General features: G+C 68.9%; 14 protein-coding genes, 1 pseudogene and 1 riboswitch. Of the genes and pseudogenes, 12 read left to right on the forward strand and 3 right to left on the reverse strand.

From position 1 onward, the window contains the following. Window positions 1-168 precede the first annotated feature (168 nt). The 4 genes from ctaC to NEH16_RS23395 all read left to right on the forward strand — a co-directional run bounded on the left by ctaC (window position 169) and on the right by NEH16_RS23395 (window position 4,639). A complete protein-coding gene (gene ctaC, locus NEH16_RS23380) occupies window positions 169-1,131 on the forward strand; it encodes an aa3-type cytochrome oxidase subunit II (RefSeq protein ID WP_265544767.1) in 963 nt (320 codons plus the stop codon). Next, window positions 1,128-2,864, forward strand: coding sequence for an aa3-type cytochrome oxidase subunit I (gene ctaD, locus NEH16_RS23385; protein ID WP_265544769.1), 1,737 nt, complete (start codon window positions 1,128-1,130; stop codon window positions 2,862-2,864). Before ctaC ends, ctaD begins: the two co-directional genes overlap by 4 nt. After that, window positions 2,861-3,259 (forward strand): cytochrome c oxidase subunit 4, encoded by a 399-nt coding sequence (locus NEH16_RS23390; RefSeq protein ID WP_265544771.1) that lies wholly within the window; start codon window positions 2,861-2,863, stop codon window positions 3,257-3,259. The genes ctaD and NEH16_RS23390 overlap by 4 nt, the downstream gene beginning before the upstream one ends. 123 nt (window positions 3,260-3,382) lie before the next feature. Continuing rightward, window positions 3,383-4,639, forward strand: coding sequence for a L,D-transpeptidase (locus NEH16_RS23395; protein WP_073968137.1), 1,257 nt, complete (start codon window positions 3,383-3,385; stop codon window positions 4,637-4,639). 23 nt (window positions 4,640-4,662) lie between these two features. Here the strand turns inward: NEH16_RS23395 and NEH16_RS23400 are convergent, their stop codons facing one another. Continuing rightward, entirely contained in the window at window positions 4,663-5,064 is a 402-nt protein-coding gene (locus tag NEH16_RS23400; RefSeq protein WP_073968138.1) for a hypothetical protein, read from the reverse strand. 202 nt (window positions 5,065-5,266) lie between these two features. Here NEH16_RS23400 and ctaE point away from each other — a divergent pair, with 202 nt between their 5' ends. From ctaE to NEH16_RS23430, 6 genes are all read left to right on the forward strand, one after another. After that, complete coding sequence (ctaE, locus tag NEH16_RS23405) at window positions 5,267-5,887, forward strand: aa3-type cytochrome oxidase subunit III (protein WP_026171689.1); 621 nt, start codon at window positions 5,267-5,269, stop codon at window positions 5,885-5,887. 62 nt (window positions 5,888-5,949) lie between these two features. Beyond that, window positions 5,950-6,759: a cytochrome bc1 complex diheme cytochrome c subunit gene (qcrC, locus tag NEH16_RS23410; protein WP_073968139.1), complete on the forward strand. Its 810-nt coding sequence runs from the start codon at window positions 5,950-5,952 to the stop codon at window positions 6,757-6,759. Continuing rightward, entirely contained in the window at window positions 6,756-7,811 is a 1,056-nt protein-coding gene (qcrA, locus tag NEH16_RS23415) for a cytochrome bc1 complex Rieske iron-sulfur subunit (protein WP_073968140.1), read from the forward strand. Before qcrC ends, qcrA begins: the two co-directional genes overlap by 4 nt. After that, entirely contained in the window at window positions 7,808-9,454 is a 1,647-nt protein-coding gene (gene qcrB, locus NEH16_RS23420; protein WP_073968141.1) for a cytochrome bc1 complex cytochrome b subunit, read from the forward strand. The genes qcrA and qcrB overlap by 4 nt, the downstream gene beginning before the upstream one ends. A gap of 123 nt (window positions 9,455-9,577) precedes the next feature. Then, entirely contained in the window at window positions 9,578-10,642 is a 1,065-nt protein-coding gene (trpD, locus tag NEH16_RS23425) for an anthranilate phosphoribosyltransferase (RefSeq protein ID WP_265544772.1), read from the forward strand. Window positions 10,643-10,724: 82 nt separating this feature from the next. After that, window positions 10,725-10,842: riboswitch (SAM riboswitch) on the forward strand. Window positions 10,843-11,018: 176 nt separating this feature from the next. Beyond that, window positions 11,019-12,395, forward strand: coding sequence for an aminotransferase class V-fold PLP-dependent enzyme (locus tag NEH16_RS23430; RefSeq protein ID WP_265544773.1), 1,377 nt, complete (start codon window positions 11,019-11,021; stop codon window positions 12,393-12,395). Between the two features lie 19 nt (window positions 12,396-12,414). Here the strand turns inward: NEH16_RS23430 and NEH16_RS23435 are convergent, their stop codons facing one another. Both NEH16_RS23435 and NEH16_RS23440 read right to left on the reverse strand, forming a co-directional pair. Then, entirely contained in the window at window positions 12,415-12,696 is a 282-nt protein-coding gene (locus NEH16_RS23435) for an Lrp/AsnC family transcriptional regulator (protein WP_073968144.1), read from the reverse strand. Beyond that, window positions 12,693-13,438 (reverse strand): annotated as a pseudogene (locus NEH16_RS23440) (rhomboid family intramembrane serine protease). The gene NEH16_RS23435 and the pseudogene NEH16_RS23440 overlap by 4 nt, the downstream one beginning before the upstream one ends. Window positions 13,439-13,597: 159 nt before the next feature. On the opposite strand from NEH16_RS23440, the gene NEH16_RS23445 reads away from it, so the two are divergent. Both NEH16_RS23445 and NEH16_RS23450 read left to right on the forward strand, forming a co-directional pair. After that, entirely contained in the window at window positions 13,598-13,840 is a 243-nt protein-coding gene (locus tag NEH16_RS23445) for a hypothetical protein (protein WP_018104398.1), read from the forward strand. A 35-nt stretch (window positions 13,841-13,875) separates the two neighbouring features. Further along, on the forward strand, window positions 13,876-15,240 hold the full coding sequence (locus tag NEH16_RS23450) for an NYN domain-containing protein (protein WP_276103919.1): 1,365 nt from the start codon (window positions 13,876-13,878) through the stop codon (window positions 15,238-15,240). Window positions 15,241-15,325 lie beyond the last annotated feature (85 nt).

Here is a 15,325-nt window from a genome sequence, read left to right on the forward strand (position 1 = left end):
CTTCGGGGAGTCGGGCGGCGCGTTGGGCACCCTCCCCGCGCGACCCCAAATAGCGTCCAGTAGGGTTTGGTCCGCATAAACATCCAAACCCCTGCCCGTACAGGGCGGCGACCGACCAGCGAGACGGCCGCGCCGACCGTGCGGGCGAGACTCTCGGGAAGGCGCTACGTGAGTCCCAACGGCTCCGACCGCTCGTCGCGGCGCCCGATGCGGCGGAAGCTGCCGCAGGTGCTGACTGCGGGCCTGATCCTGGCGACCGCCACCGGTTGCACGTACAAGGACTTCCCCCGCCTTGGTATGCCCAAGCCGGTAACGGAAGAGGCCCCACGGATCCTTTCCCTCTGGCAGGGCTCGTGGGCGGCAGCGCTCGCCACGGGCGTCCTGGTCTGGGGCCTGATCCTGTGGAGCGTCATCTTCCACCGGCGCAGCCGCACCAAGGTGGAGGTACCTCCGCAGACCCGGTACAACATGCCCATCGAGGCGCTGTACACCGTGGTCCCCCTGATCATCGTCTCGGTGCTGTTCTACTTCACCGCCCGGGACGAGACGAAGCTCCTCACGCTCTCCCCGAAGCCCGCCCACACCATCAACGTGGTCGGCTACCAGTGGAGCTGGGGCTTCAACTACATCGAGAACGTGGACGGCTCCGCCGCCACGGGCAACGAGGTCCCCAAGGAGCTCGACGCCATCCCGAACAGGTTCCGCAAGGACTTCCCCAAGGGTGCGGACGGCGTCTACGACGTCGGCATCCCGGGCGACAAGGACGTGGACACCGGTAACCCGGGTCCCACCCTGTGGCTGCCCAAGGGGGAGAAGGTCCGTTTCATCCTGACTTCCCGTGACGTCATCCACTCCTTCTGGGTGGTGCCGTTCCTCATGAAGCAGGACGTCATTCCGGGCCACACCAACGCCTTCGAGGTGACCCCCACCGAGGAGGGCACCTTCCTCGGCAAGTGCGCCGAGCTCTGCGGCGTCGACCACTCCCGCATGCTCTTCAACGTCAAGGTCGTCTCCCCGGCGCAGTATCAGGCGCACCTCAAGGAGCTGGCGAAGAAGGGCCAGACGGGTTACGTGCCGGCCGGCATCGAGCAGACTGACCCGGCCAGGAATGCGGAGACGAACAAACTGTGAGCATCCTCAACGAACCTCAGGGTGCCGCGGCAGCAGACGACTCGTACGAGGACGAGCTGCCGGTCCGGCGCAAGCAGCCGGGAAACGTCGTCATCAAGTGGCTGACCACCACTGACCACAAGACGATCGGCACGATGTACCTGGTCACATCGTTCGCCTTCTTCTGCATCGGCGGCCTGATGGCGCTCTTCATGCGCGCCGAGCTGGCCCGGCCGGGCACGCAGATCATGTCGAACGAGCAGTTCAACCAGGCGTTCACGATGCACGGCACGATCATGCTGCTGATGTTCGCGACGCCGCTGTTCGCCGGTTTCGCGAACTGGATCATGCCGCTGCAGATCGGCGCGCCCGACGTGGCGTTCCCGCGGCTGAACATGTTCGCGTACTGGCTGTACCTCTTCGGCTCGATCATCGCGGTGGCCGGCTTCATCACCCCGCAGGGTGCTGCCGACTTCGGCTGGTTCGCCTACTCCCCGCTCTCGGACGCCGTCCGTTCGCCGGGTGTCGGCGCCGACATGTGGATCATGGGTCTGGCCTTCTCCGGCTTCGGCACGATCCTCGGGTCGGTCAACTTCATCACCACGATCATCTGCATGCGCGCGCCCGGCATGACGATGTTCCGCATGCCGATCTTCACCTGGAACGTCCTGCTGACCGGTGTGCTGGTCCTGCTGGCCTTCCCGGTCCTGGCGGCCGCGCTGTTCGCCCTGGAGGCGGACCGCAAGTTCGGTGCCCATGTATTCGACGCGGCCAACGGCGGCGCGTTGCTATGGCAACACCTCTTCTGGTTCTTCGGGCATCCAGAGGTGTACATCATCGCCTTGCCGTTCTTCGGGATCATTTCCGAAGTGATCCCTGTCTTCAGCCGCAAGCCGATGTTCGGTTACATCGGCCTGGTGGCCGCGACGATCTCCATCGCCGGCCTCTCGGTGACCGTGTGGGCCCACCACATGTACGTCACCGGCGGTGTGCTCCTGCCGTTCTTCTCCTTCATGACGTTCCTCATCGCGGTGCCCACCGGGGTGAAGTTCTTCAACTGGATCGGCACGATGTGGAAGGGCTCGTTGTCCTTCGAGACACCGATGCTCTGGGCGATCGGCTTCCTGATCACCTTCACCTTCGGTGGTCTGACCGGCGTCATCCTGGCCTCGCCGCCGATGGACTTCCACGTCTCCGACTCGTACTTCGTGGTCGCGCACTTCCACTACGTCGTCTTCGGCACCGTGGTGTTCGCGATGTTCTCCGGCTTCCACTTCTGGTGGCCGAAGTTCACCGGCAAGATGCTGGACGAGCGGCTCGGCAAGATCACCTTCTGGACGCTGTTCGTGGGCTTCCACGGCACGTTCCTGGTGCAGCACTGGCTGGGCGCGGAGGGCATGCCGCGGCGTTACGCGGACTACCTCGCCGCGGACGGCTTCACCGCGCTGAACACCATCTCGACCATCTCGTCGTTCCTGCTCGGCCTGTCGATCCTGCCGTTCTTCTACAACGTCTGGAAGACCGCCAAGTACGGCAAGAAGATCGAGGTGGACGACCCGTGGGGCTACGGCCGTTCGCTGGAGTGGGCGACCTCCTGCCCGCCGCCCCGGCACAACTTCCTCACGCTGCCCCGTATCCGCTCGGAATCCCCGGCGTTCGACCTGCACCACCCGGAGATCACCGCGCTGGAGCAGCTGGACCACGCCGCCGAGGGTGACAAGGCCCTCGCCGGCGGCAAGGAGGCCGGCAAGTGAAGATCCAGGGCAAGATGTTCCTCGGTCTGGCGGTGTTCATCCTGATCATGGCCATCACGTACGGCGTGTGGTCGAAGGAGCCCGTCGGCACCACCGCGCTGCTCCTGGCCTTCGGCCTGAGCGTGATGATCGGCTTCTACCTGGCCTTCACGGCCCGGCGGGTCGACGCGATGGCGCAGGACAACAAGGAGGCCGACGTCGCGGACGAGGCCGGCGAGGTGGGGTTCTTCTCCCCGCACAGCTGGCAGCCGCTCTCGCTGGCGATCGGCGGTGCCTTCGCCTTCATGGGCGTCGTCTTCGGCTGGTGGCTGCTGTTCTTCTCGGCGCCGCTCCTCCTGGTCGGCCTGTTCGGCTGGGTATTCGAGTACTACCGCGGTGAGAACCGCACCCAGTGAGACCGGTCCGCCGGTAGCACACCGCTCCACCTGAAGGGGGCCGACACTTCGACACGAAGTGGTCGGCCCCCGTTTGCAGTCGTCCCGCGCGCTGAAACGGACGAATGTTCTTAGCGTGAGTCCATGAACCAGACGCCGCGCTTCCGTCCCGTAGTGAGCTGCACTCTGCTGGCCGCGACCTTGGTCGCCGGGGCGGCAGCCTGCGGGGACTCCGATGGTCACCCCCTGTCGGCCCAGCCGTTCGACGCCGCCGACGAGGTCTCCTTCAACACGCCCGACGGCGGCAAGAAGGTCGACCCCGACAAGCCCCTGGAGGTCCGGGTCGACGCCGACGACGGCCGGATCACCGACGTATCGGCCGTGGACGCCGCAGGGCGCCATCTGGCGGGCGAACTCGACGCCGACGGACACCGGTGGCACTCCACCGCCCCGCTGGCCGCAGGGACCCGTTACACCGTCAAGGTCCGTATGGAGGACGACGACGGGGCCCCCGGCACCCGCACGATGTCCTTCGACACCGCCAAGGCCACCAAGTTCCTCAAGGTCACCTTCGGCCCCCAGGCGGGCACCTACGGCGTCGGCCAGCCCCTCGTGGCCACGCTCAGCGCCCCCGTCACGGACAACGCCTCACGCGCCACCGTCGAGCGCGGCCTGCGCGTCCGCTCCACGCCCTCGGTCACCGGCTCCTGGTACTGGGTCGACGACAAGACGCTGCACTACCGGCCCAAGGAGTACTGGCCGGCGAAGGCCGACATCGAAGTCAGCTCCAACCTGACCGGCATAAAGGTCACCAACTCGCTCTACGGGGCGCCCGCCAAGGCGCTCAAGATCACCACGGGGGACCGCATCGAGGCCATCACGGACGCCTCGGAACACTCCATGACGGTGCTCCGCAACGGTGAGGTGATCAACACCATCCCAGTCACCACGGGCAAACCCGGGTTCGACACGCGCAACGGCGTCAAGGTGGTGCTCGGGAAGGAACAGTACGTACGTATGCGCGGGGAATCCATCGGGATCGCCGCCGGCTCCTCCGACTCGTACGACCTCGACGTCTACTGGGCCACCCGGGTGACATGGAGCGGCGAATACGTGCACGCGGCGCCCTGGTCCACCGGCTCGCAGGGGTACGCCAACGTCAGCCACGGCTGCACCGGCATGAGCACCAGCGAGGCCGAGTGGTTCTTCAACACCGTGCGCGAGGGCGACATCGTCAGCGTCGTCGGCAGCGACGGCGAGACGATGACGCCCTTCGACAACGGCTACGGCGACTGGAACCTGTCCTGGGCCAAGTGGCAGCAGGGCAGCGCGCTGAACAACGACACCACCGCACCGAAGGTCGACAAGGTCAGCACGGCGCGGCTGCGCCCCCAGGTCTGACCGTGCGACCCGTCCGTGGGGGCTCAGGCCCCCACGGACAGCCGCGTACGCAGCAGGGCGGCCAGGGAGTCCGCGAACTCCACCGGCTCCACCGGCAGCGTCACCGCGGCGTCCGCACGGCTCCAGGTGGCCAGCCAGGCGTCCTGCGGGCGCCCGATGAGGACCAGGACCGGCGGGCAGCGGAAGATCTCGTCCTTGATCTGCCGGCAGACGCCCATACCGCCCGCCGGAGCGGTCTCGCCGTCCAGCACGCAGACGTCGATCCCCCCGTGCTCCAGGGCGTCCAGGACGGCCGGCAGGGTGGCGCACTCCAGGAACTCCACCGGCGGCACGTCCGCAGCGGGCCTGCGCCCTGCTGCCAGCCTCACCTGCTCACGGGTGTGCGCGTTGTCGCTGTAGACCAGGACCGTGGCGGTCGGCTGCATGGTTCCTCCGTGACATCCGTGTCTTCGGGGCACTCGGGGCCCCCGGGGAACGGGAGCCGTCCGATGCGCGGATCGTACTCCGCCCGACAGCGTGTCAGTACCGGTTCGCACAGCCCTTCCATGGGCCGTTCGGGCAGGACACACCCCTCTGACACACCGAACGGCACCCCCCGGAGTGAGGGCGGGATAAGCGACCGACATAATGTCGGTCGTGGCGACAGCAACGACAGTAGAAACCGGGCACGCGCACCCGTCGGTCAATCGGCCGAACCTCACCAGCGTCGGAACCATCATCTGGTTGAGCTCCGAGCTGATGTTCTTCGCGGCCCTCTTCGCGATGTACTTCACCCTGCGATCGGTGACCGGACCGGAACACTGGAAGGAAATGGCGTCCGCCCTGAACTTCCCGTTCTCGGCGACGAACACCACGATCCTGGTGCTCTCCTCACTCACCTGCCAGCTCGGCGTCTTCGCCGCGGAGCGGGGCGATGTGAAGAAGCTCCGTGCGTGGTTCGTGATCACTTTCGTGATGGGTTCGATCTTCATCGGAGGCCAGGTCTTCGAGTACACCGAGCTGGTGAAGAAGGACGGCCTCTCGCTGTCCTCCGACCCGTACGGCTCGGTGTTCTACCTGACCACCGGCTTCCACGGTCTGCATGTGACGGGCGGTCTCATCGCCTTCCTGCTCGTTCTGGGCAGGACGTACGCGGCCAAGAGGTTCACCCATGAACAGGCGACCGCCGCCATCGTCGTGTCCTATTACTGGCACTTCGTCGATGTCGTGTGGATCGGCCTCTTCGCCACGATCTACATGATCAAGTAACCGGGCCCGAGCCCGAACCACATCCAGCATCGACGCAGAAGATCCTGACACCGGGGTAATCCGTGAAAAAGCTCTCCGCACGACGACGCCATCCGTTGGCGGCGGTCGTCGTACTACTCCTCGCGCTGGCGGCCACCGGGGGGCTGTACGCCGCGTTCGCGCCCGCGAGTAAGGCGCAGGCCGACGACACCGCCCAGTCCCTCGCCATCAACGAGGGCAAGAAGCTGTACTCCGTCGGTTGCGCCAGCTGCCACGGAACCGGCGGTCAGGGCACCTCCGACGGGCCGCAGCTTGTCGGCGTGGGCTCCGCCGCCGTGGACTTCCAGGTCGGTACGGGCCGCATGCCCGCGCAGCAGCCGGGCGCCCAGGTACCGAAGAAGAAGGTCATCTACAGCCAGGCCGAGATCGACCAGCTCGCGGCCTACGTCGCGTCGCTCGGCGCCGGTCCGGTCGTCCCGACCAAGAGCCAGGTCAGCCCTGAGGGTGCGGACATCGCCAAGGGTGGCGACCTGTTCCGTACCAACTGCGCGCAGTGCCACAACTTCACCGGCAAGGGCGGCGCGCTGACGAACGGCAAGTACGCGCCGGACCTGGACGGCGTGAGCCCGAAGCACATCTACGAGGCCATGCTGACCGGCCCGCAGAGCATGCCGTCCTTCCCCGACTCGACGATGCCCGAGAAGCAGAAGCGGGACATCATCGCCTACGTCAAGACCGTGAACGGCTCCGAAGCCGAGTCCCCCGGCGGCCTCGCTCTCGGCGGCCTGGGTCCGGTCAGCGAGGGCCTGTTCGGCTGGATCTTCGGTCTGGGCGGTCTGATCGCAGTTGCCATTTGGGTCGCGGCCCACACCGCTAAGGCCAAGAAGTCATGAGTAGCCAAGAGATTCCAGAAGAGAACCTGCCCGACGAGCAGGCCGCCGCGCACGGCGCGGTAGAACCGGCGCACGACGACCCGTTCGCCGACCCGGGGCTGCCGGCCCACAAGCCGCGCATCCAGGACATCGACGAGCGGGCCGCGAAGCGCTCCGAGCGCACCGTCGCGACCATGTTCCTGTTGTCCATGCTGGCGACGGTGGGCTTCATCGCCTCCTACGTCATCTTCCCGGTCGACAAGATCGTCTTCATCTTCCCGTTCGGTCATGTCAGCGCGCTCAACTTCTCCCTGGGTCTGACTCTGGGGCTGGCGCTCTTCCTGATCGGCGCGGGCGCCGTCCACTGGGCGCGCACCCTGATGTCCGACGTCGAGGTCGCCGACGACCGGCACGCCATCGAGGCGACGCCCGAGGTCAAGGCGAAGGTCCTGTCGGACTTCGCGGACGGCGCCCGGGAGTCCGCGCTCGGCCGTCGCAAGCTGATCCGCAACACCATGTTCGGCGCGCTGGCCCTGGTGCCGCTCTCCGGCGTGATGCTGCTGCGCGACCTCGGTCCGCTGCCGGAGAAGAAGCTCCGCAAGACCCTGTGGGCCGAGGGCAAGCAGCTCGTCAACATGAACACGATGGAGCCGCTGCGTCCCGAGGACGTGGTCGTCGGTTCGCTGACCTTCGCCATGCCCGAGGGCCTGGAGGAGCACGACGAGGACTTCCAGACGCAGATCGCCAAGGCCGCCCTGATGATCATCCGCATCGAGCCGGACGACATCAAGGACAAGCGCGAGCGCGAGTGGGCGCACGAGGGCATCGTCGCCTTCTCGAAGATCTGCACGCACGTCGGCTGCCCGATCAGCCTGTACGAGCAGCAGACGCACCACGTGCTCTGCCCGTGCCACCAGTCCACCTTCGACCTCTCCGACGGCGCCCGCGTCATCTTCGGTCCGGCCGGCCACGCCCTCCCGCAGCTGCGGATCGGCGTGAACAGCGAGGGCAACCTCCAGGCGCTCGGTGACTTCGAAGAGCCCGTCGGTCCTGCATTCTGGGAGCGCGGATGAGTACTGCGACGAACACACCCGGCGCAGCGGCGCCGGGCAACCGCAAGGCGCCCGCCGGTGAGCGGGTGGCCGACTGGGCGGACGGCCGGCTGGGGATCTACTCCCTCGCCAAGGCCAACATGCGCAAGATCTTCCCGGACCACTGGTCCTTCATGCTCGGTGAGATCTGCCTCTACAGCTTCATCATCATCATCCTCACGGGTGTGTACCTGACGCTGTTCTTCCACCCGAGCATGAACGAGGTCGTCTACCACGGCCCGTACGAGCCCATGCAGGGCATCCGGATGTCGGAGGCGTACGCCTCGACGCTGGACATCAGCTTCGACGTCCGCGGTGGTCTGCTGGTCCGGCAGATCCACCACTGGGCCGCGGTCATCTTCCTGGCCGGCATGTTCGTGCACATGATGCGCGTCTTCTTCACCGGCGCGTACCGCAAGCCGCGCGAGATCAACTGGCTCTTCGGCTTCCTGCTGTTCGTCCTCGGCATGTTCACCGGTTTCACCGGTTACTCGCTGCCGGACGACCTGCTCTCCGGTACCGGTGTCCGCTTCACCCAGGGCGCGATCCTGTCGACGCCGATCGTCGGTACGTACATCTCGATGTTCCTGTTCGGCGGGGAGTTCCCCGGCGGCGACATCATCGCGAGGTTCTACTCGATCCACATCCTGCTGCTGCCGGGCATCATGCTCGGGCTCGTGGTCGGCCACCTCATCCTGGTCTTCTACCACAAGCACACCCAGTTCGCGGGTCCCGGCAAGACGAACAAGAACGTCGTCGGCATGCCCCTGCTGCCGGTGTACATGGCGAAGGCCGGCGGGTTCTTCTTCCTGGTCTTCGGCTTCATCGCGATCATCGCGGCGATCGCCTCGATCAACCCGATCTGGGCACTCGGCCCGTACCGCCCCGACCAGGTGTCCACGGGCGCCCAGCCGGACTGGTACATGGGCTTCGCCGAAGGCTTCGTCCGTGTGATGCCGGGCTGGGAGATCAACCTCTGGGGCCACACGCTGGTCCTGGGTGTCTTCATCCCGCTCGTCCTGTTCGGTGTGGTGCTCGGTGCGCTGGCCCTGTGGCCGTTCATCGAGTCCTGGATCACCGGCGACAAGCGCGAGCACCACATCCTGGACAAGCCGCGCAACGCGCCGACCCGGACGGCCCTGGGCGTCGCCTGGGTGACGATCTACTTCGTCATGCTGATCGGCGGCGGCAACGACATCTGGGCGACGCACTTCAGCCTCTCGCTCAACTCGATCAGCTGGTTCGTCCGTATCGCCTTCTTCGTCGGCCCGGTCATCGCGTTCGTCGCGACCCGGCGGATCTGCCTCGGCCTCCAGCGCCGCGACAAGGAGAAGGTGCTGCACGGCCGCGAGTCGGGTCTCATCAAGCGCCTGCCGCACGGTGAGTTCGTCGAGGTGCACGAGCCGCTGTCGCCGGAGGCCCGGTACGCGCTCACCGCGCACGAGCAGTACAAGCCGCTCGAGATCGGCCCGACGGTCGACGAGAACGGGGTCGAGCGCAAGGTCTCCAGGATCACCAAGGTCCGGGCGCGGCTCAGCAAGAGCCTGTACGGCGAGAGCAGCCAGATCGCCAAGCCCACCGCCGAGGAGTACAAGGAGATCACCAGCGGCCACGGCCACCACTGATCACCCGTTCTGATCGCCACGGCGAGAGCCCCGTCCATTCGCTGGACGGGGCTCTTTGCCGTCCCCGGGGGCTCGATAGGGTGGAGCCGATCCCTTATCGGCTGTGGACCCCAGGAGCGGACCATGAACGTTGTGACCCCGGACGGCGGCGACAGCGTGGCGGCCTTCTCCTGGCCCGGCGTGCTGACCCCCCTGCTGCGCGGCGAGGACCTGGACTCCGACGCCACCGCGTGGGCCATGGACCGCATCATGAGCGGCGAGGCGACCGACGTGCAGATCGCCGGATTCGCGGTCGCCCTGCGTGCCAAGGGAGAGACGGTCACCGAGGTCTCCGGCCTGGTCCGCGCGATGTACGAGCACGCGACGACCATCGAGGTCCCCGGCCGCACCGTCGACATCGTCGGCACCGGCGGCGACATGGCCAAGACCGTCAACATCTCCACGATGTCCGCGATCGTCGTGGCCGGCACCGGCGCGAAGGTCGTCAAGCACGGCAGCCGCGCCTCCTCGTCGGCCAGCGGCTCGTCCGACGTGCTCGGGAAGCTCGGCGTCAACCTGGAGCTGACTCCCCGGCGCGTAGTGGAGGTGGCCGAGGAGGCGGGCATCACCTTCTGCTTCGCGGTGAAGTTCCACCCCGCCCTGCGCCACGCGGCCAAGGCGCGTGCGGAGCTGGGCGCGCCCACCACGTTCAACATCCTGGGCCCGCTCACCAACCCGGCCCGGGTGCGCTCCCAGGCGATCGGGGTGGCCGATCCGCGGATGGCCCCCATCGTCGCGGGCGTCCTCGCCGAGCGCGGCAACTCCGCCCTGGTCTTCCGGGGCGACGACGGCCTGGACGAGCTGACCACCACGGCGACCTCGCGGGTCTGGGTGGCCCGGGACGGCGTGGTCCGCGAGGAGACCTTCGACCCACGCGACGTGGGCGTCGAGCTGGTCCCGGTGGAGGCGCTGCGCGGCGCCGACGCCTCGTACAACGCGGATGTGGCGCGCCGGCTGCTGGCCGGGGAGACCGGTCCGGTACGGGACGCCGTACTGCTCAACTCGGCGGCGGCGCTGGTCGCGCTGGACCCGGGCGAGGGGCCGCTGACCGAGCAGATCCGGGCCGGTATGGCGAAGGCCGCCGAGTCCATCGACTCGGGTGCGGCCGGGCGGGCGCTGGAGAGATGGGTCGTCGCCAGCAACGCGTGAGCGCGTCGATGTGAGGCGGGGCGCAGTCCGGATCGCGGACTGCGCCTTGCGCGTTCCCGTACGTATGGCAAGATGCTGCGCAGGTCATGAGTGACAGCGACTACGGCCCCGGCCCGCTGTCCGGCAACCCTCCGTCCGTGGCGGGGTGCCCCGGGTGAAGACCAGGCCGCAGGCAGCGAGGTCTGCGGCAAGCGCGGACCCCTCGACGTCGCGTGACGTCCACCCGTGGGGTCCTTGGTCCTCAGGGAGCCTCTTGTGAGCAAGCGAATGCGTTAGGGCCTCAGGCCCTGTTCCGCACACCCCCTCTTTCTTTCACTCCGTGCTGCCGCGTCTCTGCCGGCACGCGGAATTCGCCTGCCTGTTACGGGAGTTCGCCATGTCTGTCTCCACCGCTGCCGCCGACCAGTCGCTCTGTGCCCCGCTGCCGGTTCTGGGCGAGGACGTCCTCGTCCCGCTGGTCACCGGTGGGGAGGTCGGCTACGCGGCCCTGGACTACGCGGCGAGCGCCCCGGCCCTGAAGCGGGTCTGGGACGACGTGGCCGCCTACGCCCCGTACTACGGCAGCGTGCACCGGGGCGCCGGGTACCTCTCGCAGCTGTCCACGGACCTCTTCGAGTCCAGCCGGGCCACCGTGGCGGAGTTCCTGGGCTGCCGCCCCGAGGACCAGGTGGTCTTCACCCGGTCCACCACGGACTCGCTGAACCTGCTGGCCGCCGCGCTGCCCGCCGACTGCCAGGTCTTCGTCTTCGAGACCGAGCACCACGCCTCGCTGCTGCCCTGGCGCGACGCCCACGTCACCTACCTGAACGCCCCGCGCACCCCCGCCGAGGCCGTCGCCACGCTGGAGGCGGCCCTCGCCGGCCGTGAGCCCCACGGCCCCGCCCTGGTCTGCGTCACCGGCGCCTCCAACGTGACCGGCGAGCTGTGGCCCGTACGGGAGCTGGCCGCCGCCGCGCACGCCCACGGCGCCCGGATCGTCCTGGACGCCGCCCAGCTCGCCCCGCACCACCCCGTGGACATCGCCGAGCTGGACGTCGACTGGGTCGCCTTCTCCGGGCACAAGCTGTACGCCCCGTTCGGCTCGGGCGTCCTGGCCGGCCGGGCCGACTGGCTGCGCGAGGCCGAGCCGTACCTGGCCGGCGGCGGCGCGTCCCGCACGGTGGCCCGGCGCGCGGACGGCGGCGTGGACGTCGAGTGGCACACCACGGCCGCCCGGCACGAGGCCGGCTCGCCCAACGTCATCGGCGTCTACTCCATCGCCTCCGCCTGCAAGGCGCTCACCGAGGCCGGATTCGACCGGCTGGTCGCCCGCGAGCAGCACCTCGTCGCCGAGGTCCTGACGGGTCTTGCCGAGGTCCCCGAGGTGAAGGTGCTCTCGCTGTTCGGCGACGAGGCGCCGAGGGTCGGCGTAATCTCGTTCGTGGTGGAGGGCTGGAACAGCTCCCACTTCGCCGCCGCCCTCTCCGCCGAGTACGGCATCGGGGTGCGCGACGGCCTCTTCTGCGCGCACCCGCTCGTGCGCACCCTGCTCGGCAGCGACCCGGGCGAGGCGGGGGAGTGCGGCGCGCCCGAGGCGGAGCCGGGGGAGCGGTCCCTGAACGCGATCCGGGTCAGCTTCGGCGCCGGGACCCCGGACGAGCACGTCGAGCGCTTCCTGCGCGCGGTCCGGGAGCTGGTGAGCGACGGGGCACGCTGGAAGTACCGCACCGAGGACGGCCGCTGCGTGCCGGACCGGGGCGCCGCCCAGATCTGAGGGCCGGGCGGCGCGAGCCCTAGGCGTCCAGGCCGATGGAGAACGCGGCCTCCAGGTCGTGCTGCGAGTACGTGCGGAAGGCGACGTGGGTGTCGGTCGCCTCGACGCCCGGGATCTTGCTGATCCGGCCGGGGATGACCTCGGCCAGGTCGTCGTGCTTGGCCACCCGGACCATGGCGATCAGGTCGTAGGTGCCGGTGACCGAGAAGACCTCGCTGACGCTGTCCAGCGCGGCGATGGCCTCGGCGATCTCGGGAATCCGGTCCACGCTGGTTTTGATGAGCACGATCGCGGTGATCACGGCTGTGTTTCTCCCTCGGTGGCCGTGGCTGGAGCTTTCACTCTAGGGCCTCCGCCGTCGCGCCTGTAGCGGCCCCAGGCGTACAGGAAGCCGGTCGCGAAGCCGACGACGTGGGCCAGGTACGCCACGCCCGGGCCGCTCCCCGCGCCCTCGGCGGCCAGCCACTGGAGCACGAACCAGAAGATCAGCACCACCCACGCGGGAAAGCGCAGCGGCAGGAACAGCAGGAACGGGAAGACGCTGGTCACCCGGGCCCGGGGAAGAGGTAGAGGAACGCCCCGAGCACCGCCGAGATCGCCCCCGAAGCGCCGACGAGCGTCTGGTCGGACGTGGCGTGCGCGGCGGCGTACGCGAGCAGCGCGAGGTAGCCGCAGCCCAGGTAGAACAGGGCGAACTCGGTGTGCCCCATGCGTTCCTCGGCCATCGCGCCGAACACGTAGAGGAACAGCATGTTCCCCAGCAGGTGCAGCCAGCTGCCGTGCACGAACAGCGCGGTGAACGGGGTGAACAGCGCGTGCGCCGAGCCGTCCCACAGCTCGCTCGGGATCACACCCCACCGCTCGAAGTAGCCCGCCTGCGCGGCGAGCAGCGCGTCGGCCCCGCCGCGCACCGGGACGAAGCCGGAGAGCGGGCTGATCACGAAGACCGCGCAGCACAGGGCGATGAGGGCGTACGTCACCGGCGGCCCGCCCGAAGTGGCCGCCCGAAGGAGCCTGCCCGCGGCGGCCCGCCGATCGATCATGAACAGAGCATGACGCAAACGGAGCGAACGGGACAGACCGCCTCGCCGTGCCGGGCGGACGCACCGAGGCCGTAGGGTGACGGGTGGACATCCGCAGTTCGACGGCGCACCGCGAGACCCTTGTCCGGCAGCTCACGGCTCGACGAAAGAGGACGCACGATGACGACCGTTCCCCAGCCGACCGACACGACCCGCTGGCGCTGCACGCTCTGCGGGAACCTCACGCGGTTCGACGTGACGCGGTCCTCGAAGGTCGTGGAGTACGTGCACCTCGACCTGGCCGGTGAGTCGAGCGTCGAGGAACGCGAGGTGGTCAGTGAGACCATCGAGTCGGTCCGTTGTCGTTGGTGCAACGCGGTGGACCAGATCGAGCTCGTCGACAGGCCGGGTGCCGACTCCTGACGGGGCCGTGCGGAGACAACACAATGGGGTGACGGATGGTGGAGCAGCCCGAGGGCGGCGCCGCGTCGGCCGACGGGGCCGACGACGCCGTGGAGGCGCTCGACCGCCCGCTGCCCGAAGGGGTACGGCGCCGGGTCGTGGCGCTGGTGTCCGACGCGTTCGGCGGTCTCACGGTCGCCGAACTGCCCGCCCAGCTGAGGCAGTACGCCCGCTTCACGGCCTCCCGGCGCGCCAAGTTCGCCGGGAACGCCATGGCGGCCGCCGTGGCGAACGACGAACGGTTCCGCCGCCGCATCGCCGACCGGCTGAGGGAGGCCCAGCCGGAGCTGGCGGGTGCCCTGGAGTCCGGCGCGCCGCCCGCCGCGGCCGATCCGGTGGACGTGGCGGCGGCGGCGTACGTGCTGCGCCCGGACGGCTGGGTGAAGCTCGTCGCCGCGGCCGGCGAGGAGGTCCAGCGCGCGGACGCCGAGCGGGCCGGCGAGGAGAGCCGGCGCGAAGTGGCGCGGCTGCGCGAGGAGCTGGCCGAGGCCCGGGCGCACACGAAGACTGAGACGGAACGGCTCCGCGTCGAGCTGGACGCCGCCCGCAAGGAGGCGGACTCCCTCCAGCGCAAGCTGCGCAGCGCGCTCAGCGAGGTCAAGCGCGGTGAGGCGGCGCTGCGCAGGTCCAAGGCCGAGACCGAGAACGTACGCGCCGAGGCGGCCGCGCAGGTGTCCGCCGCCGAGAGCGAGACCCGGCGGCTGAGGGCGCGGCTCGGGGAGGCGGAGGCGTCCGTCGAGGCGAGTCGCAGGGCGGCCCGGGAGGGGCGCTCGGTCGAGGACATGCGGCTGCGGCTGCTGCTCGACACGGTGCTCGAAGCGGCCGGCGGACTGCGGCGCGAACTGGCGCTGCCGCCGTCCTCGATGCGGCCCGCGGACAGTGTGGACGCGGTGGAGCCCGGCCGGATGTCGCCCAAGGACATCGCGGCCAGGGCCCTTTCGGAGACCGACCCGGCCCTGCTCGACCAGCTCCTGGAGCTGCCGCAGGCCCATCTGATCGTGGACGGCTACAACGTCACCAAGACGGGTTATCCGCAGATGCCGTTGGAGAAGCAGCGGCTGCGGCTGCTCGGCGGGCTCTCGGTCCTCGCGGCCCGCACGGGCGCGGAGATGACGTGTGTGTTCGACGGGGCGGAGCTGGCCGCCCCGGTGCTCCTCGCGCCGCCGCGCGGGGTGCGGGTGCTGTTCAGCAAGCCGGGGGTCACCGCCGACGAGCTGATCCGCCAACTGGCGCGCGCGGAGCCGCCGGGGCGGCCCGTGGTGGTGGTCTCCACCGACCGCGAGGTGGCCGACGGAGTGGCGAAGGCGGGGGCCAGGCCCGTTGCGTCCGCCTTGCTCCTGAAGCGGCTTTCGCGGGTTTAGCGCCCCTTGCGGGGAGTTCGGCCGAGATCAGGGAACGGACCGTCAAGTCACCGCTACACGCCGTGGGGTGTGGGTAAAGAAGTGC

Origin of the sequence: Streptomyces drozdowiczii, from assembly GCF_026167665.1 — a bacterium.
GTDB lineage: Bacteria > Actinomycetota > Actinomycetes > Streptomycetales > Streptomycetaceae > Streptomyces > Streptomyces drozdowiczii_A.